Genomic DNA, 22,372 nt, shown 5'->3' with positions numbered 1-22,372 from the left:
AGAAACTTATGGCCTCCAAGAAAATGGAAGCGTTAGGGTCGGCTGTGCAGCAGGCGCTGGGCGACAAGCTCGTGCAAAGCACGCTGGCTCTGGAAGAGCTGACCATTGTATGCAAGGCGGCGGATCTGATCGCCGTGGCGACCACGCTGCGCGACCACGCCGACCTGTCTTTTGAGCAATGCATCGATTTGTGCGGTGTGGACTACAGCGCGTACCGCGACGAGGTATGGGACGGTCCGCGCTTCGCCGTGGTCTACCATCTGCTGTCGGTCAAGCACAATCAGCGCATCCGCCTGCGCGTGTTCGCCGAAGACGACGCCTTCCCGGTGGTCGCTTCGGTCGTGGGCGTCTGGAGCGGCGCCAACTGGTTCGAGCGCGAGGCGTTCGACCTGTTCGGCATCGTTTTCGACGGTCATCCTGACCTGCGCCGCATCCTGACCGACTACGGCTTCGTCGGCCATCCGTTCCGCAAGGACTTCCCGCTGTCCGGTCACGTGGAAATGCGTTACGACCCGACACAACAGCGCGTGATTTATCAGCCGGTGACCATTGAGCCGCGTGAAATTACGCCGCGCATCATTCGCGAGGAGAACTACGGTGGCTGAAATCCGTAACTACACCCTCAACTTCGGCCCGCAACACCCTGCCGCTCACGGTGTGTTGCGTCTGGTGCTGGAACTGGACGGCGAAGTCGTCCAGCGCGCGGACCCGCATATCGGCCTGCTGCATCGCGGCACCGAGAAGCTGGCCGAGAGCAAGACCTTCATTCAGTCGCTGCCTTACATGGACCGTCTGGACTACGTGTCCATGATGTGCAATGAGCACGCGTACTGTTTGTCCATCGAGAAGCTGCTGGGCATCGAAGTGCCTGAGCGGGCGCAATACATCCGCGTGATGTTCGCCGAGATCACCCGCCTGCTGAACCACTTGCTGTGGATTGGCGCGCATGGTCTCGACATCGGCGCGATGACCGTATTTCTGTACGCCTTCCGCGAACGCGAAGACTTGATGGACTGCTACGAAGCGGTGTCCGGCGCGCGTCTGCACGCGGCCTACTTCCGTCCCGGCGGCGTGTATCGCGATCTGCCGGACAGCATGCCGCAGTACACCGTCTCCAAGATCAAGAACGCCCGCGAACTGGCCCGCCTGAACGAAGGCCGCCAGGGTTCGCTGCTGGACTTCATCGACGATTTCACCAAGCGTTTCCCGACTTATGTCGACGAATACGAGACCTTGCTGACCGACAACCGCATCTGGAAGCAGCGCACCGTCGGGATCGGCGTGGTGTCGCCCGAGCGCGCGCTGAACCTGGGCCTGACCGGTCCGATGCTGCGCGGCTCCGGCATCGCCTGGGATTTGCGCAAGAAGCAGCCCTACGATGTGTATTCCAAGCTGGACTTCGATATTCCCGTGGGCGTCAACGGCGATTGCTACGACCGCTACTTGGTGCGCGTCGAAGAGATGCGCCAGTCCAACCGCATCATCCGCCAGTGCGTGGAATGGCTGCGTAAGAACCCAGGCCCGGTGATCACCGACAACCATAAAGTGGCGCCGCCTTCGCGCGAAGGCATGAAGGCCAATATGGAAGACCTGATCCACCACTTCAAACTGTTTACCGAAGGCATGCACGTGCCGGAGGGCGAGGCCTACGTGGGCACCGAGCACCCGAAAGGCGAGTTCGGCGTCTATCTGGTGTCCGACGGCGCAAACAAGCCGTACCGCATGAAGATTCGCGCGCCCGGCTACGCCCACCTTGCGGCGCTGGACGAGATGGCCAAGGGCCATATGATCGCCGACGTGGTGGCCATCATCGGTACGCAGGATATCGTGTTTGGGGAGATTGACCGCTGATGCTGTCCGCTGAATCGCTAGCCAAAATCGATCGCGAAGTCGCCAAATATCCCGCAGACCAGAAACGGTCCGCGGTGATGGGCGCCTTGCGCATCGCGCTGACTGAACGTCGCGAAGCGGGCTCCGCTCCGGAGGAGCGTTGCCTGAATACCGAGGTGATCGAATTCGTCGCCAACTACCTGCAGATTCCGCCGGTAGCCGCTTACGAAGTCGCCACTTTCTACAATATGTACGACATGAAGCCGGTTGGGCAGTACAAGATCACCGTCTGCACCAACTTGCCCTGTGCCTTGTCCGGCGGCGTCAACGCGGCTGAGTACATCTCCAAGAAGCTGGGCATCGCCATCGGCGAAACCAGCGCGGACGGCAAGTACACCTTGCTGGAAGGGGAGTGCATGGGGGCCTGTGGCGACGCGCCGGTCTTGCTGGTCAACAACCACAAGATGTGCAGCTTCATGACGCCCGAAGCAATCGATAAGAAACTGGCGGAGCTGAAATAATGGCAATCTTCGTCAATGGCGTGATTTTCGATGGCGTCGACACTTCCGATCCCAATTGCTGGCAACTGAGCGCCTACGAGGCGCGCGGCGGCTACCAGGCGCTGCGCCGCATTCTGGACAGCAAGATGGCCCAGGAAGACGTGATCGCCGAAGTGAAAAACTCCGGCCTGCGCGGCCGCGGCGGCGCGGGTTTCCCCACCGGCCTGAAGTGGAGCTTCATGCCGCGTTCGTTCCCGGGCGACAAATACGTCGTTTGCAATACCGACGAGGGCGAGCCGGGCACCTTCAAGGACCGCGACATCCTGCGCTTCAATCCGCATTCGCTGATTGAAGGCATGATCATCGCCGGTTACGCGATGGGCACCAAGGCCGGCTACAACTACATCCACGGTGAAATCTTCGCCGAATACGAGCGCTTCGAAGAGGCGTTGGATGAGGCGCGCAAAGCGGGTCTGCTGGGACAGAACATTCTGGGCTCCGGCTTCAACTTCGACCTGTTTGCCCATCATGGCTACGGCGCTTATATCTGCGGCGAGGAAACCGCGCTGCTGGAGTCGCTGGAAGGCAAGAAGGGACAACCGCGTTTCAAGCCGCCGTTCCCGGCCAGCTTCGGCCTGTACGGCAAGCCGACCACCATCAACAACACCGAATCGTTCGCCTCGGTGCCCTTCATCATCCGCGACGGCGCGCAGCCGTTCCTGGAAAAGGGCAAGCCGAACAACGGCGGCACCAAGCTGTTCTCGGTCTCCGGCCATGTGAACCGTCCGGGCAACTACGAGATCCCGCTGGGCACTCCGTTCTCCGAGCTGCTGGAAATGGCCGGCGGCATGCGCGACGGCAAGAAGCTTAAGGCGGTGATCCCGGGTGGTTCGTCCGCGCCCATTCTGCCCGCCGACGTCATGATGCAATGCACGATGGACTACGACAGCATAGCCAAAGCCGGCTCGATGCTGGGTTCCGGCGCTGTCATCGTGATGAATGAAGACGTGTGCATGATCAAGGCGCTGGAGCGTCTGGCCTACTTCTACCACGAAGAATCCTGCGGCCAGTGCACGCCGTGCCGAGAAGGCACCGGTTGGCTGTACCGTGTGATCCACCGCATCGCCAACGGCCAGGGCCGTCCGGGCGATCTGGAGCTTCTGGATTCCGTGGGCAATAACATGGCGGGCCGCACTATCTGTGCGCTGGCCGACGCCGCCGTGTTCCCGGTTCGCAGTTTCACCAAGCATTTCCGTCACGAGTTCGAGTACGCGATCGAACACGGAAAGACCTTGGTGGACCACAAATGGTGTTGAGCGATGCTTGAAATCGAAATCGACGGAAAAAAACTGACGGTCCCGCAAGGCAGCACCGTCATGGAAGCGGCCCACTCGGTGGGCACGTACATTCCGCACTTCTGCTACCACAAGAAGCTGTCCATCGCGGCCAACTGCCGCATGTGCCTGGTGGAAGTGGAGAAGGCGCCCAAGCCGTTGCCGGCTTGCGCCACCCCGGTGACCGACGGCATGAAGGTCCATACCCACTCCGACATGGCCAAGAAGGCCCAGGCGGGCGTGATGGAGTTCTTGCTGATCAACCACCCGCTGGATTGCCCGATCTGCGACCAAGGCGGCGAATGTCAGCTGCAGGATCTGGCCGTGGGCTACGGCAACTCCTCCTCGCGCTATCAGGAAGAAAAGCGCGTGGTGGTGGGCAAGGACATGGGCCCGCTGGTCTCGGCGGAAGAAATGTCGCGCTGCATTCACTGCACACGCTGCGTGCGCTTTACCGAGGAAGTCGGCGGCTTCCAGGAAATCGGCATGGCTCATCGCGGCGAGTTCTCCGAGATTCTGCCCTTCCTCGGCAAGACCGTGGATTCGGAAATCTCCGGCAATGTCATCGATCTGTGCCCGGTGGGCGCGCTGACCTCCAAGCCGTTCCGCTACAGCACCCGCGCCTGGGAGCTGTCGCGCCGCAAATCGGTCAGCCCGCACGACGGCCTGGGCTCCAACCTGATCGTTCAGGTCAAGAGCAATGAAGTGATGCGCGTGCTGCCGCTGGAAAACGAAGCCATCAACGAGTGCTGGATCGCCGACCGCGACCGCTTCTCCTACGAGGGCTTGAACTCGGCCGAGCGTCTGAAGCAGCCGATGATCAAGTTTGACGGCAAGTGGCACGAAACCGATTGGGAGACCGCGCTCAATTACGTGGTCAAGGGCCTGAACGGCGTGTCCGCCGATCACGGCAAGGACGCCATCGGTTTCCTGACCAGCCCGCACTCCACCACCGAAGAGCTGTATCTGGCGCAGAAGCTGGCGCGCGCCTTCGGCGTGGAAAGCATTGATTACCGCCTGCGCCGCAGCGACTTCGCCGCCGATGCGGCCAAGCAGGGCGCGGAATGGCTGGGCTCCAGCATTTCCGATCTGGCCGCGGCCAAGTCGGTACTGGTGGTGGGCTCCACGCTGCGCAAGGAACAGCCTCTGCTGACTTCGCGCCTCCGCACAGCGGCCAAAAAAGGCAGCGAGCTTAATATTATCCACGTTGCCGACGACGACCTGCTGATCAAGATCAACGCCAAGCTGATCGTGTCGCCGCTGGCGCTGGTCAACGGCTTCGCCCAGGTGCTGAAGGCTGTGGCGGAAATCAAGGGCGGAGAAACCTCCGTTGATCTGTCCGCGGTGGAGGTCTCCGCCGAGGCGCGCCGCATCGCCGAAAGCCTAAGCGGCGCGGAAACCGCCGCCGTGGTGCTGGGCAATGTGGCTCAGCATCATCCGGCGTTCGGCCAACTGCTGGCCGTGGCGCAGGAGATCGCGCGCCTGAGCCGCGCCAGCTTCGGCGTGCTGTCCGAGGCCGCCAACAGCGTGGGCGCGGAACTGGCGGGCGCGCTGCCGCAAGGCGCGGGCGCCAACGCCGCCGCGATGATCGCGCAGCCGAAGAAGGCTTACGTGCTGCTGAACACCGAAGTCGAGTTCGACAGCTACAACCCGCAGGCCGCCGTCGCCGCGATGAAGCAGGCCGCCACCGTGATCGCGCTGACCGCGTTCAAGGGCCAGGGTCTGCTGGATTACGCCGATGTGCTGCTGCCGATCGCGCCGTTCTCCGAGACCGCCGGCTCCTTCGTGAATATGGAAGGCAAGCTGCAGCCGTTCAACGGCGTGGTGCGTCCGTTGGGCGAAGCGCGCCCGGCCTGGAAAGTGCTGCGGGTACTGGGCAATATGCTGAATCTGTCCGGCTTTGAGTTCAACAGCGCGGAGGAAGTACGCGCCGAGCTGTTGGCCAAGGGCGACATCGCCGCGCGTCTGAACAACGCGCTGAGCCAGCTGAACGTCGCCGCTACCGCTGCTGCCGGTCTGAGCCGTATCGGCGAAGTGCCGCTGTATCAGGCCGACGCCATCTGCCGCCGCGCCAAGTCGCTGCAACAGACCCGCGATGCGGCCGAGCCGGTGGCTTCCGCTCACAGCGGCCTGCTGCAGAAGCTGGGCATTGCCGTCGACAGCACCGCATTGCTGAGCCAGGGTTCCGGCCAGGCGCGCGTGCGCATCGTCGCCGACGACAGCCTGCCGCAGGGTACGGTCCGCATCGCCACCGCTCACGCGGCCACGCTGGCGCTGGGCGGCATGTTCGACGCTATCGAGATCACCCAGGGGTAAAGCATGGAGTTCTTGCAAGGTATTCTTGGCACTGACGCGGGGCTCGTGGTTTGGACCCTGTTGAAGATCATCGCCATCGTATTGCCGATGCTGCTGTGCGTCGCCTACCTGACCTATGCCGAGCGCAAGGTCATCGGCTTCATGCAGATCCGCATCGGCCCCAACCGGGTAGGCCCGCTGGGGCTGCTGCAGCCCATCGCCGACGCGGTCAAGCTGCTGATGAAGGAAATCATCCTGCCCACCAACTCCAGCAAGGGCCTGTTCCTGCTGGCGCCGGTGCTGTCCATCGCTCCGGCGTTGGCGGCCTGGGCGGTGATTCCCTTCACCGACAAGCTGGTGCTGGCCAACGTCAACGCCTCGCTGCTCTACATCCTGGCGCTGACCTCGATGGGGGTTTACGGCGTGATCATCGCCGGCTGGGCGGGCAACTCCAAGTACTCCTTCCTCGGCGCCATGCGTTCCGCCGCTCAGATCGTGTCTTACGAACTGGCGATGGGCTTCGCGCTGATCGGCGTGCTGATGGTGTCCAGCAGCCTGAACCTGGTGGAGATCGTCCAGCAGCAAGGGCAGGGCATGGCGGGCGGTTCCGTGCTGTCGTGGAACTGGCTGCCGCTGTTCCCGCTGTTCGTGGTCTACCTGATTTCCGGTGTGGCCGAAACCAACCGCGCGCCGTTTGACGTGGCCGAGGGCGAATCCGAGATCGTGGCCGGTTTCCACGTTGAGTACTCGGGCATGGCCTTCGCCATCTTCTTCCTGGCCGAATACGCCAACATGATTCTGGTTGCCGCGCTGACCTCGCTGCTGTTCCTCGGCGGCTGGCTGTCGCCGTTCCCGGCGTCCTGGGGCATTCTGGGCGCGGGCGGTTTCTTCTGGCTGGCGCTCAAGGTAGCCATGGTGCTGTTCTGCTTCCTGTGGTTCCGCGCCACCTTCCCGCGTTATCGCTATGACCAAATCATGCGTCTGGGCTGGAAGGTGTTCATCCCGGTGACCCTGGTGTGGATCCTGGTGGTGGGCGTCTGGATGATGACCCCGCTGTCCTTGTGGCACTGAGACGGGGATAGGTGAAAAGATGAATTCGATCCGCAACTTTTTCAAGACCTTCCTGCTGGTGGAGCTGGTCAAGGGCCTGATGGTCACTGGCCGCTACTTCTTCGCCCGCAAGATCACGGTTCAGTTCCCTGAAGAGAAGACGCCGATTTCGCCGCGCTTCCGCGGCCTGCACGCTCAGCGCCGCTACGCCAACGGCGAAGAACGCTGCATCGCCTGCAAGCTGTGCGAGGCGGTGTGCCCGGCGATGGCGATCAGCATCGAGTCCGAACAGCGCGATGACGGCACCCGCCGCACCACGCGCTACGACATCGATCTGACCAAGTGCATCTTCTGCGGCTTCTGCGAGGAAGCCTGTCCGGTGGACGCCATCGTGGAAACCCACATCTTCGAATACCACGGCGAAAAACGTGGCGATCTGTACTACACCAAGCCGATGCTGCTGGCGATCGGCGACAAGTACGAAGCCGAGATCGCCGCCAACAAGGCGGCCGACGCCAAGTATCGCTAAGGGGGGGTCATGAACTTCACAATGTTTGTCTTCTATGTTCTGTCCGTCATCCTGGTGTTCGCGGGTATCCGCGTGGTGACGGCCAAGAACCCGATTCACGCCGCACTGTTCCTGGTGCTGGCCTTCTTCAACAGCGCCGGTCTGTGGCTGCTGATGGAGGCCGAGTTCCTGGCCATCACCCTCGTGGTGGTGTATGTGGGCGCGGTGATGGTGTTGTTCCTGTTTGTGGTGATGATGCTGGACATCAACATCGAGAAACTGCGCGAGGGCTTCTGGAAGAATCTTCCGGTCGCCGCCGCCGTCGGCATCATCATGGTGTTTGAAATGGCGATGATTCTGGCCAGCCCCAGCGCCAAGCTGGATGCCTACCAGGCCGCCGCGCCGCTGGCGGCCGACTTCAGCAACGTCAAAGTGCTGGGTCGTCAGCTGTACACCACTTATCTGCTGCCTTTCGAAGTGGCGGCGGTGGTGCTGCTGCTGGCCATGGTGGCCGCCATCGGCCTGACCATGCGCAGCCGCAAGGACACCAAGGCGATCGATCCGGCGCTGCAGGTCAAGGTCAAGCGCAACGACCGCGTGCGACTGGTGAAAATGCAGGCCGAACAGCCTGCTGAAGAATCCACGGTGGAGGAGGCCTCCGAGGCCGAATCCGGTAAGCAACAGGCCTGACGGCCAATCAACATAAGGGAGGAAATGTGCTGACACTGACTCACTTCCTGGTGCTGGCCGCAATCCTGTTTGCCATCGGCGTGCTAGGCGTTTTCCTGAACCGGAAAAATCTGATCGTGCTGCTGATGGCCATCGAGCTGATGCTGCTCGCGGTGAACTTCAATTTCATCGCGTTCTCGCATTACCTGTCGGATACGGCGGGCCAGATCTTCGTATTCTTCATCCTGACGGTGGCTGCGGCCGAAGCCGCGATTGGTCTCGCCATTCTGGTGGTGCTGTTCCGCAATCTGCGCACCATCAACGTTGAAGACTTGGGCAGCCTCAAAGGCTAAGGCAAACCGGAACCTACACAAAGCACACAAGCATGGATATGAAGAGCTTATACCTGCTGATTGCACTCGCCCCGCTGGCGGGTTCCATCATTGCAGGCCTATTTGGATGGGCCATCGGCCGGCGCGCTTCGCACGTCGTGACGATAGCCGGCGTGGCGCTGTCCGCCGCGCTGTCGCTCAAGGTGCTTCACGCCTTCCTGACCGGGCAGGCTGAAGTGTTCAACGGTCCGGTTTACACCTGGCTGACAGTGGGAGGCTACGAGTTCTCGGTGGGCTTCCTGGTGGATTCGCTGACCGCGATGATGCTGGTGGTGGTGACCAGCGTGTCGCTGATGGTGCACATTTACACCATAGGCTACATGCAGGAAGACCCGGGCTATCAGCGCTTCTTCAGCTATATCTCGCTGTTTACCTTCTCGATGCTGATGCTGGTGATGAGCAACAACTTCATCCAGCTGTTCTTCGGTTGGGAAGCGGTGGGCCTGGTGTCCTACCTGCTGATCGGCTTCTGGTTCAAGCGTCCGACTGCGATCTACGCCAACCTGAAGGCCTTCCTGGTCAACCGCGTCGGCGACTTCGGCTTCCTGCTGGGCATCGGCCTGGTGTTGGCTTATTTCGGCGGCTCGCTGAATTACAGCGATGTGTTCGCCGCCGCTCCGGCGCTGGCTAACAAGACCATCAGCCTGATTCCGGGTACCGAGTGGTCGCTGCTGAGCGTGACCTGCATCCTGCTGTTCATCGGCGCGATGGGCAAATCGGCGCAGTTCCCGCTGCACGTGTGGCTGCCGGATTCGATGGAAGGCCCGACCCCAATCTCGGCGCTGATCCACGCGGCCACCATGGTGACCGCCGGCATCTTCATGGTGTCGCGGATGAGCCCCCTGTTCGAACTGTCCGACACCGCGTTGAACGTGATCATGGTCGCTGGTTCCATCACCGCGCTGTTCATGGGCTTCCTCGGCATCGTCCAGAACGACATCAAGCGCGTGGTGGCTTACTCCACGCTGTCGCAGCTGGGTTACATGACCGTGGCGCTGGGTGCCTCGGCCTACTCGGTGGCGATGTTCCATGTGATGACCCACGCCTTCTTCAAGGCGCTGCTGTTCCTGGCGGCGGGTTCGGTGATCATCGGCATGCATCACGATCAGGACATGCGCAATATGGGCGGCCTGCGCAAGTACATGCCCATCACCTGGCTGACTTCGCTCTTGGGTTCGCTGGCCTTGATCGGCACGCCGTTCTTCTCCGGCTTCTACTCCAAGGACTCCATCATCGAGGCGGTGCACGCGTCCAATCTGTCCGCGGCCGGTTTCGCCTACTTCGCGGTGATCGCCGGTGTGTTCGTGACCGCCTTCTACTCCTTCCGCATGTACTTCCTGGTCTTCCATGGCAAGGAGCGCTGGATGGAGAGGAAGGACGATCATCACGACCATGGCCATGACGATCACGATCATCACCATGGCCTGGGCCCGAACGATAAGCCGCACGAGTCGCCGTGGGTGGTGACCCTGCCGCTGGTGCTGCTGGCGATTCCGTCGGTGCTGGTGGGGTACTTCGCGATCGAGCCGCTGCTGTACGGCGACTTCTTCAAGGGCGTGATCACAGTCAACCATGAACTGCACCCGGCGATGGAAGAGATCGCCCGCGAGTTCCATGGCGCCGCCGCCATGGGCGTGCATTCGCTGAGCACGCTGCCGCTGTGGCTTGCGCTGGCCGGCGTGGCCACCGCCTGGTTCTTCTATATGAAGGCGCCGCAGATTCCGGCCGCCATCAAGCAGAAGTTCAGCCTGGTGAACAAGGTTCTGGAAAACAAGTACTACCTGGACGAGATCTATTTCGCCGTGTTCGCCAAGGGCTCTCGCGCTCTGGGCACCTTCTTCTGGAAGGTGGGCGACATGTTGCTGATCGATGGTCTGGTAGTGAACGGCACCGCCAAGCTGGTGGCGACGTTCTCCGGCTTCATCCGCCGCGCGCAAACCGGCTTCATCTACAGCTACGCCACCGCGATGATCATCGGGGTGCTGGCGCTGATGACGATGTGGTTCTGGCCGCTGATCTGGCGTTGAGCCCGGACTCCGGGATTGGAATAACAACTTGGGTTTGACTATGTTCACAAATCTATTGACTCTGGTGATCTGGGCCCCGATAGCGGCCGGGTTGCTGGTGCTGGCAACCGGGGGCGATCAGCGGGCCACGCTGGCGCGCTGGCTGGCCGCGGCGGGGGCCCTGGCGGGCTTCCTGCTGTCGCTGCCGCTGTTCACTGAATTCAACAATCTCAGCGGCGGCATGCAGTTCGTCGAGATGAAGCCGTGGATCGAATCCCTCGGCATCAACTACCACTTGGGCGTGGACGGCATCTCGATGCTGTTCGTGGTGCTCAACAGCTTCACCACCTTGCTGGTGGTGGTGGCCGGCTGGCAGGTGATCCAGAAGCGCGTGTCGCAGTACATGGCCGCCTTCCTGATCATGTCCGGCTTGATCAACGGCGCTTTCGCCGCGTTGGACGCCATCCTGTTCTATGTCTTCTTTGAAGGCATGCTGATTCCGATGTATCTGATCATCGGCGTCTGGGGCGGCCCGCGTCGCGTGTACGCGTCGATCAAGTTCTTCCTTTACACCCTGCTGGGCTCGCTGCTGATGCTGGTGGCCTTGATCTACCTTTACTTCCAGGCCGGCAAGTCCTTCGACATCCAGGCTTTCCACGACATCGCCAAGATCCCGCTGACGGGGCAGATCCTGCTCTTCGTCGCCTTCTTCCTGTCCTTCGCGGTGAAGGTGCCGATGTGGCCGGTGCACACCTGGTTGCCGGACGCCCACGTGGAAGCGCCAACCGGCGGCTCCATGGTGCTGGCCGCGATCACGCTGAAGATCGGCGCCTACGGCTTCCTGCGGTTCGTGCTGCCCATCCTCCCCGACGCCGCGCGCGAGCTGTCCGGCGTGATGGTGGCGCTGTCGCTGGTGGCGGTGGTTTACATCGGTCTGGTGGCGCTGGTGCAGTCCGACATGAAGAAGCTGGTGGCTTATTCGTCTATTTCGCACATGGGCTTCGTCACTCTGGGTCTGTTCCTGTTCACCGGTTCCGAACTGAACCAGTGGGCGGTTGAAGGCGCGCTGGTGCAGATGGTGTCCCACGGCTTCGTGTCCGCCGCGATGTTCTTCTGCATCGGCGTGATGTACGACCGCGTGCACAGCCGCAATATCGCCGACTACGGCGGCGTGGCCAACAAGATGCCGATCTTCGCGGCCTTCATGATGCTGTTCGCCATGGCCAACTCCGGTCTGCCGGCCACCTCCGGCTTCGTCGGCGAGTTCATGGTGATCATGGGCGCGGTGCAGGTGAACTTCTGGTACGCGGCCTTGGCCGCCACCACGCTGATCTTCGGCGCGGCCTATACCTTGTGGATGTACAAGCGCGTGATCTTCGGCGATGTGGGCAACAGCCATGTGGCGGAGCTGTCCGACGTCAACAAGCGCGAATTCCTGGTGCTGGCCATCCTGGCCATCGCGGTGCTGGGCATGGGCCTGTATCCGCAAGCCTTCGTCGAGAAAATGCACCTGTCGGTCAATGACCTGATCCTGCATGTCTCGCAGAGCAAGCTGTAAGCGCGGAAGGAATGGAAACAATGAATTGGGCTGATCTCAACCTGATACCGGCAATCCCCGAGATGTTCCTCGCCGGCGCGATCCTGTTCGTGCTGATGGCGGACCTGTTCGTTTCGGACGAAAAGCGCGGCATCACCCTGGGCCTGACCCTGCTGACCCTCTTGGGCGCGGCGGTGGCGCAGGTGATGACTTTCTCTTCGCAGCCGGTCGTGACTTTCTCCGGCATGTTCGTCGCGGATCCGATGGGCGGCGTGGTCAAGCTGGCCATGTACGCTGTGACCGCCATCGTGCTGATCTACAGCCGGCAGTACACCGCTGATCGCCAGCTGTTCAAGGGCGAGTATTTCTCGCTGGCGCTGTTCGCTTTGCTGGGCATGAACCTGATGGTGTCGGCTTCGCATTTCCTGACCCTGTATATGGGCCTGGAACTGCTCTCGCTGGCGCTGTACTCGCTGATCGCTCTGCAGCGCGAGTCCGTTAAGGCCACCGAAGCGGCGATGAAGTACTTCGTGCTGGGCGCGCTGGCCTCCGGCCTGCTGCTCTACGGCATTTCCATGGTCTACGGCGCCACTGGTTCGCTGGAACTGGCGACGGTAGCCAAGTCCATCGCCGCGCATAAGGCCAACGACGTGCTGCTGGTCTTCGGTCTGGTGTTCATCGTGGCCGGCCTGTCCTTCAAGCTGGGCGCTGTGCCGTTCCACATGTGGGTGCCGGACGTTTACCACGGCGCGCCGACTTCGGTGACGCTGATGGTGGGCGCGGCCCCCAAGCTGGCGGCCTTCGTCTTCACGCTGCGCATCCTGGCTCAGGGCCTGGACGCGCTGGTGGCGGACTGGCAACTGATGCTGGTGATCGTGTCCGCGCTGTCGATGGCGATCGGCAACGTAACCGCTATCGTGCAGACCAACATCAAACGGATGCTGGCTTACTCGACGATCTCGCACATGGGCTTTCTGCTCTTGGGTGTCCTGGCGGGCACCAAGGTGGGCTACTCGGCGGCGCTGTTCTACGCGCTGAGCTATGTGCTGATGTCGCTGGTCAGCTTCGGCATGCTGCTGGCCCTCTCGCGCGCCGGTTTCGAGTGCGAGAAGGTTGAGGATCTGAAGGGCCTGAACAGCCGCAACAGCTGGTATGCGCTGCTGATGCTGCTGACCATGTTCTCCATGGCCGGCATTCCGCCGCTGGTGGGCTTCTACGCCAAGTTCGCGGTGATCAAGGCTATCGTGGATATCGGCATGATCAAGCTGGCCATCTTCGCGGTGCTGATGTCGGTGATCGGCGCGTTCTACTACCTGCGCGTGGTCAAGACCATGTATTTCGACGATGCCGAAGACCGCAGCGATATCGTGGTGCGCGGCGATATGAAGCTGGTGCTGTCGCTGAACGCGCTGGCCTTGCTCGTCATCGGCCTGCTGCCGGAGCGCGCGCTGGAGTTGTGCCTGCAAGTCGTGCGTCAATCGCTTACCGTGATTTAAGGCCGCCATACCATGCAATCCAGCGTCATCGCTTTGCTGATCATCGCCTTGGCGGCGGCCAACCTGCCGTTCTTGACCCAGAAAGTGGGCGGCGTGTGGAAAGTGGCCAATAAGCATTTTGGTTGGCGCTTTCTGGAACTGATGGCGCTGTATCTGCTGGTGGGCGGCTTCGCCTACCTGCTGGAAAGCCGGTTGATGCCGGTGCAGCCGCAGAATTGGCAGTTCTATGTGACGACCTTGTCCTTGTTCCTGGTGTTCGCGTTTCCGGGTTACGTCTACCGCTATTTCTGGCGGCGACGGGCCTAGCGCGAGCCGGGTGGACGCAATACGCAGCGCGGACGGGGTTTCCCCGTCCGCGCTGTTTTTTTGGGGAGAGCGGCGGCGCGTGTCAAGCCGCAAAATGCAGAGAAGGGGGAATGGAATGTTGAAAGTGATCGCTCAGGACTTCATTCAGCCGGACCGGGTGGCCGAGGTGATGCCGCTGTATCGCGAACTGCTGGCGAAGACGCGGCAAGAGCCGGACTGCATCCGCTATGAGCTGTTCATTGACCAGAAAGACCCCGGCCATTTCGTCTTCATCGAAACCTGGCCGGACCGTGCGGCCTTGGACCGTCATTGCGCCACCGAGCATTTCCAGCGGCTGGTGCCGCAGATAGACAGCCGTCAGCGGCAGGCTGGCACTTTCTTGCTGATGGACGCGTTCGCCGAGGTCTGACGGAGAAGGGCGCCGCTGTGCGGCACCCTGATAGAGTGAGGCTTGTGGACTTAGTAGAAACGCGCCTCGCCTTGCGGCCGGCTCTTGAAGCGCTTGTGCAGCCAGAAGTACTGGTCCGGGATTTCGCGGACGCGTTGTTCCAGGAAGGCGTTCATGCGGCGAGTGTCGGCCTCCACGTCTTCGCTGGGGTAATCGTCCCAGGGCGGGTAGAACTCCAGCTCGAAGCGGTTGCCCACCCGTCGGGCGATGGCCGGGACGACTTTGGCGCGCGCCAGCTTGCTGATGCGGGACAGGCCGGTGATGGTGGCGGCCTTGACGCCGAAAAAGTCGACGAATACCGAGTCGCGCACGCCAAAGTCTTGATCAGGCAAGTAGAGGAAGGGGGCGTGGTCCTTGCGCATTGCCTTGATGATGGGACGCAGGCCTTCCTGACGAGACACGATGTAGGCGTTGTCGTAGCGCTGGCGGCCTTTATAGATTTGGCGGTCCAGCGCTTCGTTCTTCTGGTGGGAGTAGACGCTAACCAATGGGATGTGCTGGTTCAGCGAGTACACGCACATTTCGAAACCGACGAAGTGAGGGTAAAACAGGATCACGTCTTCGCCGCGCTCGCGCAGCTCGGTGACGTAGTGCAGGTTTTTGATCTTGACCAGCTTGTCGATGCGAGCGGCCGAACTCCACCAGACCACGCCGTACTCCAGCACCATGCGTATCATGTGCTGGAAATTGCGGCGGATCAGCCGGCGGCGTTCCGCCAACGGCATGTCGGGGAAGCATAGCCTCAGATTGATCATGCCGACGCGACGGCGGCCATGTGCCAGGCAGTAGGCGATATTGCCCAGGCCGCGGGCCAGCAGGCCGATCGCCCACATCGGCAGCAGGCGGATCAACCACAGCAGGGAAAAAGCGAATTTCATAGGTTTCCTTGTCGAGAAGCTCGAACAACCCGCCGCGCGTCCTGGGCGAGAGTGTTCCGAGCCTCTCTGTTATTGCGTGTCCGGCCGGCTGACGCCAGGCGGGCATTTATAGCGGTTATAGCTCCACAGGTATTGGCTGGGGAAGCGGCGAATCAGCGCCTCCACCTGGGCGTTGAGCTGAGCGGCGTCCTGCTCCTTATCGCCGCTGAACGCTTGCGCGGGCGGTTCGATGTGAACGCGGAAGCCTTGGCCGCAAGGCAGGCGCTCGCCGACGAAGAACAGCGTCTCCACGCCGCTGATCTGAGCCAGCCGCGGCACCAGAGTCATGGTGTAGGCCGGACGCTCGAAGAACGGCGCCCACACGCCTTCGCCGTTGCCGGGCACTTGATCCGGCAGGATGATGGTGGCTTCGCCGGATTTCAGCGCTTTCATAAGCACGCGCACTCCGGCGCCGGTGGCCGGCGCGGTCTTGCCCTTGCCGCGGGCGCGGCCGGCCTGCATCACCGGTTCCAGCCAGGAGAGCTTGGGAGGGCGGTACATCGCGGTCAGCGGAAACGGCAGCCGCGAGCTGATATAGCGGCCGGCGATGTCGTAGCTGCCCAGGTGCGGGGTGACGAAGACGATGCCGTGGCCTTTGGCCAATGCCGCCTCGACGTGCTCCCAGCCGGTGCACGACTTGACCATGGCGGCGATGTCGTCCGGCTCGCGGCACCAGGCGATGGCCAGTTCCAGCGCGCCCTTGCCGGTTTCCGCGGCGCTTTGTTTGACTAAACGCGGTAAAAGCTGATAATTTCCACAGATTTTACTAGAACTTAGGTTCTCCCGGAGCCGTGCTCTGTAGCGGGGGGACGCATGATAAGTCAGTCGTCCAAGAACGGCACCTAGGCCTTGTAGCCAGGATAAAGGCAGGTGCGCCAGGAAAGACAGCAATAAATGGACTAGCTTAGACATATGAAGCTCAGTCTTGGTCTTAAAGCGACCTATTTTATCATCACAAGGTTTTGCATTTTTCGGGAACGAATAATAAATGAGCGAATATCTGTTTACATCTGAGTCGGTGTCGGAAGGGCACCCGGACAAAGTCGCCGATCAGATCTCCGACGCCATCCTTGACGCCATTCTGCGCGAGGACAAGCACGCGCGCGTCGCCGCCGAGACCCTGGTGAACACCGGCCTGGTCGTGCTGGCCGGCGAAATCACCACCAGCGCCAATATCGACTACATCAAGATCGCCCGCGAGACCATCAAGCGCATCGGTTACGACGATTCCGCGTTGGGTTTCGACTTCCGCGGCTGCGCGGTGATGGCTTGCTACGACAAGCAGTCGCAGGACATCGCCCAAGGCGTCAATGAAGGCGAAGGCCTGGATTTGAATCAGGGCGCCGGCGACCAGGGCCTGATGTTCGGCTACGCTTGCGACGAAACGCCGACGCTGATGCCGTTCCCGATCTACTACGCGCACCGCTTGGTGCAGCGTCAGGCCGAGTTGCGCAAGGACGGCCGCCTGCCGTGGCTGCGTCCGGACGCCAAGAGCCAGATCACTTGCGTATACGACGGCGCCACCGGCCTGCCCAAGCGCATCGACACCGTGGTGCTGTCCACCCAGCACACCCCGGAAATTGATCACAAGACGCTGACCGAGGCGGTGATTGAGGACATCATCAAGCCGGTGCTGCCGCCGGAGATGATTACCCCGGAAACCAAATTCCTGATCAACCCGACCGGCCGTTTCGTCATTGGCGGCCCGATGGGCGATTGCGGTCTGACCGGCCGCAAGATCATCGTCGACACCTATGGCGGCGCGGCGCCGCACGGCGGCGGCGCTTTCTCCGGCAAGGATCCGTCCAAAGTGGACCGTTCCGCCGCCTATGCCGGCCGCTACGTGGCGAAGAACATCGTTGCCGCGGGCCTGGCGCGCCAGTGCCAGATCCAGGTTTCCTACGCCATTGGCGTGGCCGAGCCGACCTCCATCGCGGTGGACACCTTCGGCACCAACTCGATTCCGAACGAAAAGATCGTGGAGCTGGTGAAAAAGCACTTCGACCTGCGTCCCAAAGGAATTATCCAGATGCTGGATCTGCTGCGCCCGATCTACAGCAAGACCGCCGCTTACGGCCACTTTGGCCGCGAAGAGCCGGAATTCAGCTGGGAGCGCACCGACAAGGTGGAGGCGCTGCGCGCCGACGCCGGCCTGTAAGCCCCGCTGGGCTTTATGCCAAGAAACGCCTGTCCGCGGACAGGCGTTTTTTTTGCCTCTTGCTAGAGGGCCGCGCTCAGGAGGCAGGCATTCTTGCCGGCGGCCTTGACCGCGTACAGAGCCTGGTCCGCTGCCTGGTAGAGCTGGGGCGGGGCGCCGGCGTGTTCAGGGAAGAGAGCGATGCCGCAGGAAAAAGTGGCGCAGAAGCTGTCGTCGCCGGCGCCGTGCGGCAGCCGCTCGAAGGCGGTGCGCCAGGCTTCGGCGCGGCGCAAGGCCTGTTCGCCGCCAGCGCCGGGCATCAATACCAGGAACTCCTCGCCGCCCAGCCGGCAGATCATGTCTGCTCCGTTGCCGTCGGCGTCCAGCAAAGCCGCGAGCCGGCGCAAGACCTGGTCGCCGTGGAAGTGGCCGAAACTGTCGTTGATGCGCTTGAAATCATCTAGGTCGATCAAGGCGATGGCCAGCGGAATGCCGTCGCGGCGGGCGCGGCTCAGCTCGCGCGGAAAGATCTCATCCAGATAGCGGCGGTTGTACAGGCCGGTCAGCGGATCGCGCAAAGCCTGTTCGCGCAGCGCCGCCTGCAAGGATTCGATTTCGGCGATGCGCAAGGCCAGGGTTTGATTGGCGCTGCGCAGCGCTTCCTCCGCCTGACGCCGCTCGGTGATGTCGCGCAGCACCAGCATGCGGCTGGAGTGCGGCTTGCTTTGTTGGGTGATCGGATAGACCCGCAGGTCCAGGATGCGCAAGCCGTCCTGCAGCGACAATTCCAGTGGCTGCTCCTGGCTGGACAGGAGCTGGGCATGTGGCCAGTCGGCCGGCAAGGGCCGGCCCAATAGCTGTCGACCCGGCAGACCCAGCAGCCGCGCCGCGGCTGGGTTGAGGTCCAGGATGCGGAACTTGTCGTCTATCACCAGCACTCCGTCTCCCATGGCTTCGAAAGAGCGCGCGCGCGCCACCGGCACCAGATAGAGCAGACGCAGGTAGAGCAGATCCAGCGCGAACACCAGGCCGGTCACGGTGAAGGAGTGGGGCGTCGGGTCCAGCCCTTGCAGCGGCATCGCGCCGCTCAGGTAGAGAATATTGCCCAGCCAGGGCGCGCAGGCGCTGATCATCAGCACGATGGACTGACCGCGAAAATGGGCCGGATAGTAGTGCAGCGCGCGGATCAGCATCAGCGAGCCGATCAGCATCATCAGGTAGGAGTAGCCGGCGACGCCGACCCAGAATGCCGGGCCGTGCCCATAGACCAGGAGGTTGTAGCCGGAGGGGCTGGGCCGGTAACTGGTCCACACCAGATGGTGGCTTTCGTTGCTGAGCGCCAGGACGAAGCAGAGCAAGGGCAGGGCGAACAGCGCTGCCAACCAGCGCCGGCTCAGCTGAATGCGGTTGTAGTCCAGCGCCAGCAGCAGGAACAGCACCGGCGTGCTCAGCGTGCCGAGGTATTCCAGTTTGGACCAGGCGATTTTGGCGGACAGGCTGGCGGCGGCCAGCTCGCACATGGCGCCGGCGGCCCAGAATGCCACCGAACTCATCAGCAGCGCCAGCCACCGCACGCCAGGAAACTGGCGGCGATACCAGGCAATGGCGGCGATAGCGGTTGAAATCAGCGCGGCGATCCCGGACAGGGCGGCCAGCGGGGTGAAGTCGAAAGTCATGGGGCGACGATGAATCGGCAAGCCGGTAGTGTATCTTCTTGGCATGCAGACTCCTACCTTTTCCGAGCGGCATAGGTATAATCGAAACGTCGCCGTCCGCGTGTCCACGCCGCCGGCGGCCGGTCGGCCCGAGGGGCGCTGCGAGGATGATCCATCCCCAGGCTCGGGCCGCTCCCGTTTCAACGGCGCTCACCTGATCAAAACCGTGCCGGGCACGGGAGCGGGTGAGCCGCATCCTGGCCGGCTGCGTGAACTAAGGAATGCTCGCGATGGCTGATTTCACCGATTTTCATGTTGCCGATATTAATTTGTCCGCCTGGGGCCGCAAGGAACTGGCGATTGCCGAAACCGAGATGCCGGGCCTGATGGCCTTGCGCGATGAGCACCGGCATAGCCAGCCGCTGCGCGGCGCGCGTATTGCCGGCAGTCTGCACATGACGATCCAGACCGGGGTTTTGATTGAAACCCTGGTGGCGCTGGGCGCGGAAGTGCGCTGGGCCTCTTGCAATATCTTCTCCACCCAGGACCACGCCGCCGCCGCCATCGCCGCGGCCGGCATCCCGGTGTTCGCCTTCAAGGGCGAGAGCTTGGACGAGTATTGGGAGTTCAGCCACAAGATCTTCGAATGGCCGGAGCATGAGCCGGCCAATATGATTCTGGACGACGGCGGCGACGCCACCTTGCTGCTGATGCTGGGCAGCAAGGCGGAAACCGATCGCGGGGCGATCAGTCATCCGTCCAACGAGGAAGAGACCGCGTTGTTCGCCGCCATTGCCCGCTATCTGCAGAAAGATCCGCAGTGGTACTCCAAGCGGCTCAAGCACATCAAGGGCGTGACCGAGGAAACCACCACCGGCGTGCATCGCCTGTACCAGCTGGAGAAGGAAGGCCGCTTGCCGTTCCCGGCCTTCAACGTCAATGATTCGGTCACCAAGTCCAAGTTTGACAACCTCTATGGCTGCCGTGAATCGCTGGTGGACGGCATCAAACGGGCCACCGATGTGATGGTGGCCGGCAAGGTGGCGGTGGTGCTGGGTTACGGCGACGTGGGCAAGGGGTGCGCGCAGAGCCTGCGCGGCCTGGGCGCCACGGTGTGGGTGACCGAGGTGGACCCGATTTGCGCGCTGCAAGCGGCTATGGAGGGCTACCGCGTGGTGCGCATGGACGAGGTGGCCGATCAGGCCGACATCTTTGTCACCGCCACCGGCAATGTCGGCGTGATCACTCACGAACACATGAAGAAGATGCGCAATAACGCCATCGTCTGCAATATCGGCCATTTCGACAGTGAGATCGAGGTTGCCAGCCTGCGCCAGTACCAGTGGGACAATATCAAGCCGCAGGTGGACCACATCATCTTCCCAGACGGCAAGCGAGTGATCCTGTTGGCCGAAGGCCGCCTGGTCAACTTGGGCTGCGCCACCGGCCACCCTAGCTTCGTGATGTCCAATTCCTTCACCAACCAAGTGCTGGCCCAGGTGGAAATTTTCGCCAACGGCCAGCAATACGGCAAGCAGGTGTATGTGCTGCCCAAACATCTGGACGAGAAGGTGGCGCGCCTGCATCTGGCCCGCATCGGCGCCCGGCTGACCGAGCTGTCCGACGAGCAGGCCGCCTACATCAGCGTGCCCAAACAAGGCCCTTATAAGCCGGATCACTATCGTTATTGATTTTTATAACGATAGAAAAACGGACAGGGCTATTAGAATGGTGCTGTCCGTTTTTTCTTGTCCGCCGCCGCGGACCGCGGTCATCCTATATAAAAACAAAGGAGTCTCCCGTTGGGAGATACAGAGAGATCATGACAGCACAGAGCCGAACCTTCAGTTTCGAATTCTTTCCGCCCAAGACCCCGGAAGGGATTGCCAAGCTGCGCACCACGCGCCAGCAATTGGCTCAATTCAAGCCGCAGTTTTTCTCCGTCACCTTTGGCGCCGGCGGCACCACCCGCGACGGGACGCTGGCGACAGTGCTGGAAATCCGCAGTGAAGGCCACGCCGCCGCGCCGCACTTGTCCTGCATCGGTTCCACCCGCGAGAATATCGGGGCCATCCTCAACGAATACCGCAACAACGGCATCCGACACATCGTCGCATTGCGCGGCGACATCCCGTCCGGCATGGTGGCGGCCGGCGAGTTTCGTTACGCCAACGAGCTGGTGGAGTTCATCCGCGCCGAGCACGGCGATCATTTCCACATCGAAGTAGCGGCCTATCCGGAATTCCATCCGCAGGCGCGCTCGGCCGAGGACGATCTCAACAACTTCGTGCGCAAGGTCCATGCCGGCGCCAACTCGGCGATGACTCAGTATTTCTTCAACGCCGACGCCTATTTCCGTTTCGTCGACGAAGTTCAGGCCAGGGGTGTGAATATTCCCATCGTTCCGGGCATCATGCCGATCTCCAACTTCGGGCAACTGTGTCGTTTTTCCGACATGTGCGGCGCGGAAGTGCCGCGTTGGCTGCGCCAGCGCATGCAGGCCTATTACGACGACAGCGCGTCCATCCGCGCGCTGGGTTTGGACGTGGTGACCGAGTTGTGCGATCGCTTATTGCAGCACGGCGCGCCGGGTCTGCACTTCTACACGCTGAATCAGGCCGGCTTGGTGTCCACCATTTGGCAGCGGCTAGGTTTGTGAACGGGAACGCGCTCCCATGCAAAACGGCCCGGTGCACCGGGCCGTTTTGTTTCGAATCCACATGCGGCGCAAGGCCGCTCCGCCTTAAAGACCACGCAACTGGCCGAGCGGCAGTGAGGTCGTCCGCTTGATCTCCTTGAGCACGAAACTGGACTTCACATCGGCGACACCGGGGTGTTGCAACAGCTCGTCCATCACGAAGCGCGAAAAGTGCTCCATGTCCTCGAAATACACTTGCAGCAGATAGTCCATCTCGCCGGTCATCGCAAAGCAATTGATGACCTCCTGCCAGCTTTGCACCGCCTCGATGAAGCTTTGCAAATGCGCGTTGCCGCGTTTTTCCAGCGTAACCCGCACCCAGGCTTGCAGGCCCAAGCCAATGCGGGCGGGGTCCAGCAGCGCCACGTATTGGCGAATCACGCCGGACTCCTCCAGCTGTTTCAGGCGACGCAGGCAAGGGGATGGAGACAGGGCCACCCGTTCTGCTAATTCCACATTGGTTAAGCGGCCGTCATGCTGAAGTTCGGCCAGAATACGCAAGTCTGTCTTATCTAATGTAAGACTTGGCATGTTTTCTCCTAAAAGAGGCAAAATATTAGTGTTTTATACTTAGTTATTAATGGTTTCTTGGTA

At 61.7% G+C, this 22,372-nt stretch carries 21 protein-coding genes and 1 riboswitch; of the genes, 17 read left to right on the top strand and 4 right to left on the bottom strand.

The genetic code is table 11. From position 1 onward, the window contains the following. Positions 1 to 8 precede the first annotated feature (8 nt). The 14 genes from GYH29_RS18505 to GYH29_RS18440 all read left to right on the top strand — a co-directional run bounded on the left by GYH29_RS18505 (position 9) and on the right by GYH29_RS18440 (position 14,332). The gene (locus GYH29_RS18505; protein WP_019103470.1) at positions 9 to 605 is read left to right on the top strand and encodes an NADH-quinone oxidoreductase subunit C; all 597 of its coding nucleotides are present in this window, start codon (positions 9 to 11) and stop codon (positions 603 to 605) included. Then, on the top strand, positions 598 to 1,851 hold the full coding sequence (locus tag GYH29_RS18500; RefSeq protein WP_019103469.1) for an NADH-quinone oxidoreductase subunit D: 1,254 nt from the start codon (positions 598 to 600) through the stop codon (positions 1,849 to 1,851). The genes GYH29_RS18505 and GYH29_RS18500 overlap by 8 nt, the downstream gene beginning before the upstream one ends. Next, positions 1,851 to 2,351 carry an NADH-quinone oxidoreductase subunit NuoE gene (nuoE, locus tag GYH29_RS18495; protein WP_019103468.1) on the top strand — a complete coding sequence of 167 codons (501 nt, stop codon included), beginning with the start codon at positions 1,851 to 1,853 and terminating at the stop codon, positions 2,349 to 2,351. Before GYH29_RS18500 ends, nuoE begins: the two co-directional genes overlap by 1 nt. Beyond that, positions 2,351 to 3,646 carry an NADH-quinone oxidoreductase subunit NuoF gene (nuoF, locus tag GYH29_RS18490; RefSeq protein WP_019103467.1) on the top strand — a complete coding sequence of 432 codons (1,296 nt, stop codon included), beginning with the start codon at positions 2,351 to 2,353 and terminating at the stop codon, positions 3,644 to 3,646. Before nuoE ends, nuoF begins: the two co-directional genes overlap by 1 nt. Before the next feature lie 3 nt (positions 3,647 to 3,649). After that, positions 3,650 to 5,980 (top strand): NADH-quinone oxidoreductase subunit NuoG, encoded by a 2,331-nt coding sequence (gene nuoG, locus GYH29_RS18485; protein WP_161524235.1) that lies wholly within the window; start codon positions 3,650 to 3,652, stop codon positions 5,978 to 5,980. Positions 5,981 to 5,983: 3 nt separating this feature from the next. Beyond that, positions 5,984 to 7,030 (top strand): NADH-quinone oxidoreductase subunit NuoH, encoded by a 1,047-nt coding sequence (gene nuoH, locus GYH29_RS18480; RefSeq protein WP_043642185.1) that lies wholly within the window; start codon positions 5,984 to 5,986, stop codon positions 7,028 to 7,030. A gap of 28 nt (positions 7,031 to 7,058) precedes the next feature. Then, on the top strand, positions 7,059 to 7,538 hold the full coding sequence (gene nuoI, locus GYH29_RS18475) for an NADH-quinone oxidoreductase subunit NuoI (protein WP_196783887.1): 480 nt from the start codon (positions 7,059 to 7,061) through the stop codon (positions 7,536 to 7,538). Between the two features lie 9 nt (positions 7,539 to 7,547). Continuing rightward, positions 7,548 to 8,207: an NADH-quinone oxidoreductase subunit J gene (locus GYH29_RS18470; RefSeq protein WP_161524234.1), complete on the top strand. Its 660-nt coding sequence runs from the start codon at positions 7,548 to 7,550 to the stop codon at positions 8,205 to 8,207. A gap of 26 nt (positions 8,208 to 8,233) precedes the next feature. Then, positions 8,234 to 8,539, top strand: coding sequence for an NADH-quinone oxidoreductase subunit NuoK (nuoK, locus tag GYH29_RS18465; RefSeq protein WP_019102195.1), 306 nt, complete (start codon positions 8,234 to 8,236; stop codon positions 8,537 to 8,539). Positions 8,540 to 8,571: 32 nt separating this feature from the next. Next, complete coding sequence (nuoL, locus tag GYH29_RS18460) at positions 8,572 to 10,605, top strand: NADH-quinone oxidoreductase subunit L (RefSeq protein WP_161524233.1); 2,034 nt, start codon at positions 8,572 to 8,574, stop codon at positions 10,603 to 10,605. A 40-nt stretch (positions 10,606 to 10,645) separates the two neighbouring features. Further along, positions 10,646 to 12,142 carry an NADH-quinone oxidoreductase subunit M gene (locus GYH29_RS18455; RefSeq protein ID WP_161524232.1) on the top strand — a complete coding sequence of 499 codons (1,497 nt, stop codon included), beginning with the start codon at positions 10,646 to 10,648 and terminating at the stop codon, positions 12,140 to 12,142. A 20-nt stretch (positions 12,143 to 12,162) separates the two neighbouring features. Beyond that, positions 12,163 to 13,617, top strand: a complete 1,455-nt coding sequence (gene nuoN / locus GYH29_RS18450; RefSeq protein ID WP_043590766.1) for an NADH-quinone oxidoreductase subunit NuoN — start codon at positions 12,163 to 12,165, stop codon at positions 13,615 to 13,617. 12 nt (positions 13,618 to 13,629) lie between these two features. Beyond that, positions 13,630 to 13,923 (top strand): DUF2818 family protein, encoded by a 294-nt coding sequence (locus tag GYH29_RS18445; RefSeq protein ID WP_019101978.1) that lies wholly within the window; start codon positions 13,630 to 13,632, stop codon positions 13,921 to 13,923. A 115-nt stretch (positions 13,924 to 14,038) separates the two neighbouring features. Beyond that, positions 14,039 to 14,332 carry a putative quinol monooxygenase gene (locus tag GYH29_RS18440; RefSeq protein WP_043590767.1) on the top strand — a complete coding sequence of 98 codons (294 nt, stop codon included), beginning with the start codon at positions 14,039 to 14,041 and terminating at the stop codon, positions 14,330 to 14,332. A gap of 50 nt (positions 14,333 to 14,382) precedes the next feature. On the opposite strand, the gene GYH29_RS18435 is transcribed toward GYH29_RS18440, so the two are convergent. Beyond that, on the bottom strand, positions 14,383 to 15,249 hold the full coding sequence (locus GYH29_RS18435) for a lipid A biosynthesis lauroyl acyltransferase (protein ID WP_019101980.1): 867 nt from the start codon (positions 15,247 to 15,249) through the stop codon (positions 14,383 to 14,385). 69 nt (positions 15,250 to 15,318) lie between these two features. Further along, positions 15,319 to 16,200, bottom strand: a complete 882-nt coding sequence (locus GYH29_RS18430) for a lysophospholipid acyltransferase family protein (protein WP_039755201.1) — start codon at positions 16,198 to 16,200, stop codon at positions 15,319 to 15,321. A gap of 76 nt (positions 16,201 to 16,276) precedes the next feature. On the opposite strand from GYH29_RS18430, the gene metK reads away from it, so the two are divergent. Then, positions 16,277 to 17,446, top strand: coding sequence for a methionine adenosyltransferase (gene metK, locus GYH29_RS18425; RefSeq protein ID WP_019101982.1), 1,170 nt, complete (start codon positions 16,277 to 16,279; stop codon positions 17,444 to 17,446). 62 nt (positions 17,447 to 17,508) lie between these two features. Here metK and GYH29_RS18420 read toward each other — a convergent pair whose 3' ends face one another. After that, the gene (locus tag GYH29_RS18420) at positions 17,509 to 19,146 is read right to left on the bottom strand and encodes a histidine kinase N-terminal 7TM domain-containing diguanylate cyclase (protein WP_081950295.1); all 1,638 of its coding nucleotides are present in this window, start codon (positions 19,144 to 19,146) and stop codon (positions 17,509 to 17,511) included. A 79-nt stretch (positions 19,147 to 19,225) separates the two neighbouring features. Next, positions 19,226 to 19,299, top strand: a riboswitch (S-adenosyl-L-homocysteine riboswitch). Positions 19,300 to 19,361: 62 nt separating this feature from the next. Between GYH29_RS18420 and ahcY the strand changes: the two genes are divergently transcribed. Next, positions 19,362 to 20,771, top strand: a complete 1,410-nt coding sequence (gene ahcY, locus GYH29_RS18415; RefSeq protein WP_043590771.1) for an adenosylhomocysteinase — start codon at positions 19,362 to 19,364, stop codon at positions 20,769 to 20,771. Between the two features lie 131 nt (positions 20,772 to 20,902). Beyond that, positions 20,903 to 21,739 (top strand): methylenetetrahydrofolate reductase [NAD(P)H], encoded by an 837-nt coding sequence (gene metF, locus GYH29_RS18410; protein WP_019103730.1) that lies wholly within the window; start codon positions 20,903 to 20,905, stop codon positions 21,737 to 21,739. Positions 21,740 to 21,823: 84 nt separating this feature from the next. On the opposite strand, the gene GYH29_RS18405 is transcribed toward metF, so the two are convergent. Further along, positions 21,824 to 22,309 carry an Lrp/AsnC family transcriptional regulator gene (locus tag GYH29_RS18405; protein ID WP_039756263.1) on the bottom strand — a complete coding sequence of 162 codons (486 nt, stop codon included), beginning with the start codon at positions 22,307 to 22,309 and terminating at the stop codon, positions 21,824 to 21,826. Between the last annotated feature and the right edge of the window lie 63 nt (positions 22,310 to 22,372).

Origin of the sequence: Chromobacterium haemolyticum, assembly GCF_009936155.1 — a bacterium.
Lineage (GTDB): Bacteria > Pseudomonadota > Gammaproteobacteria > Burkholderiales > Chromobacteriaceae > Chromobacterium > Chromobacterium haemolyticum.
Note: the sequence above shows the minus strand (reverse complement) of the source record. Positions and strands in the feature narration are given on the sequence as shown.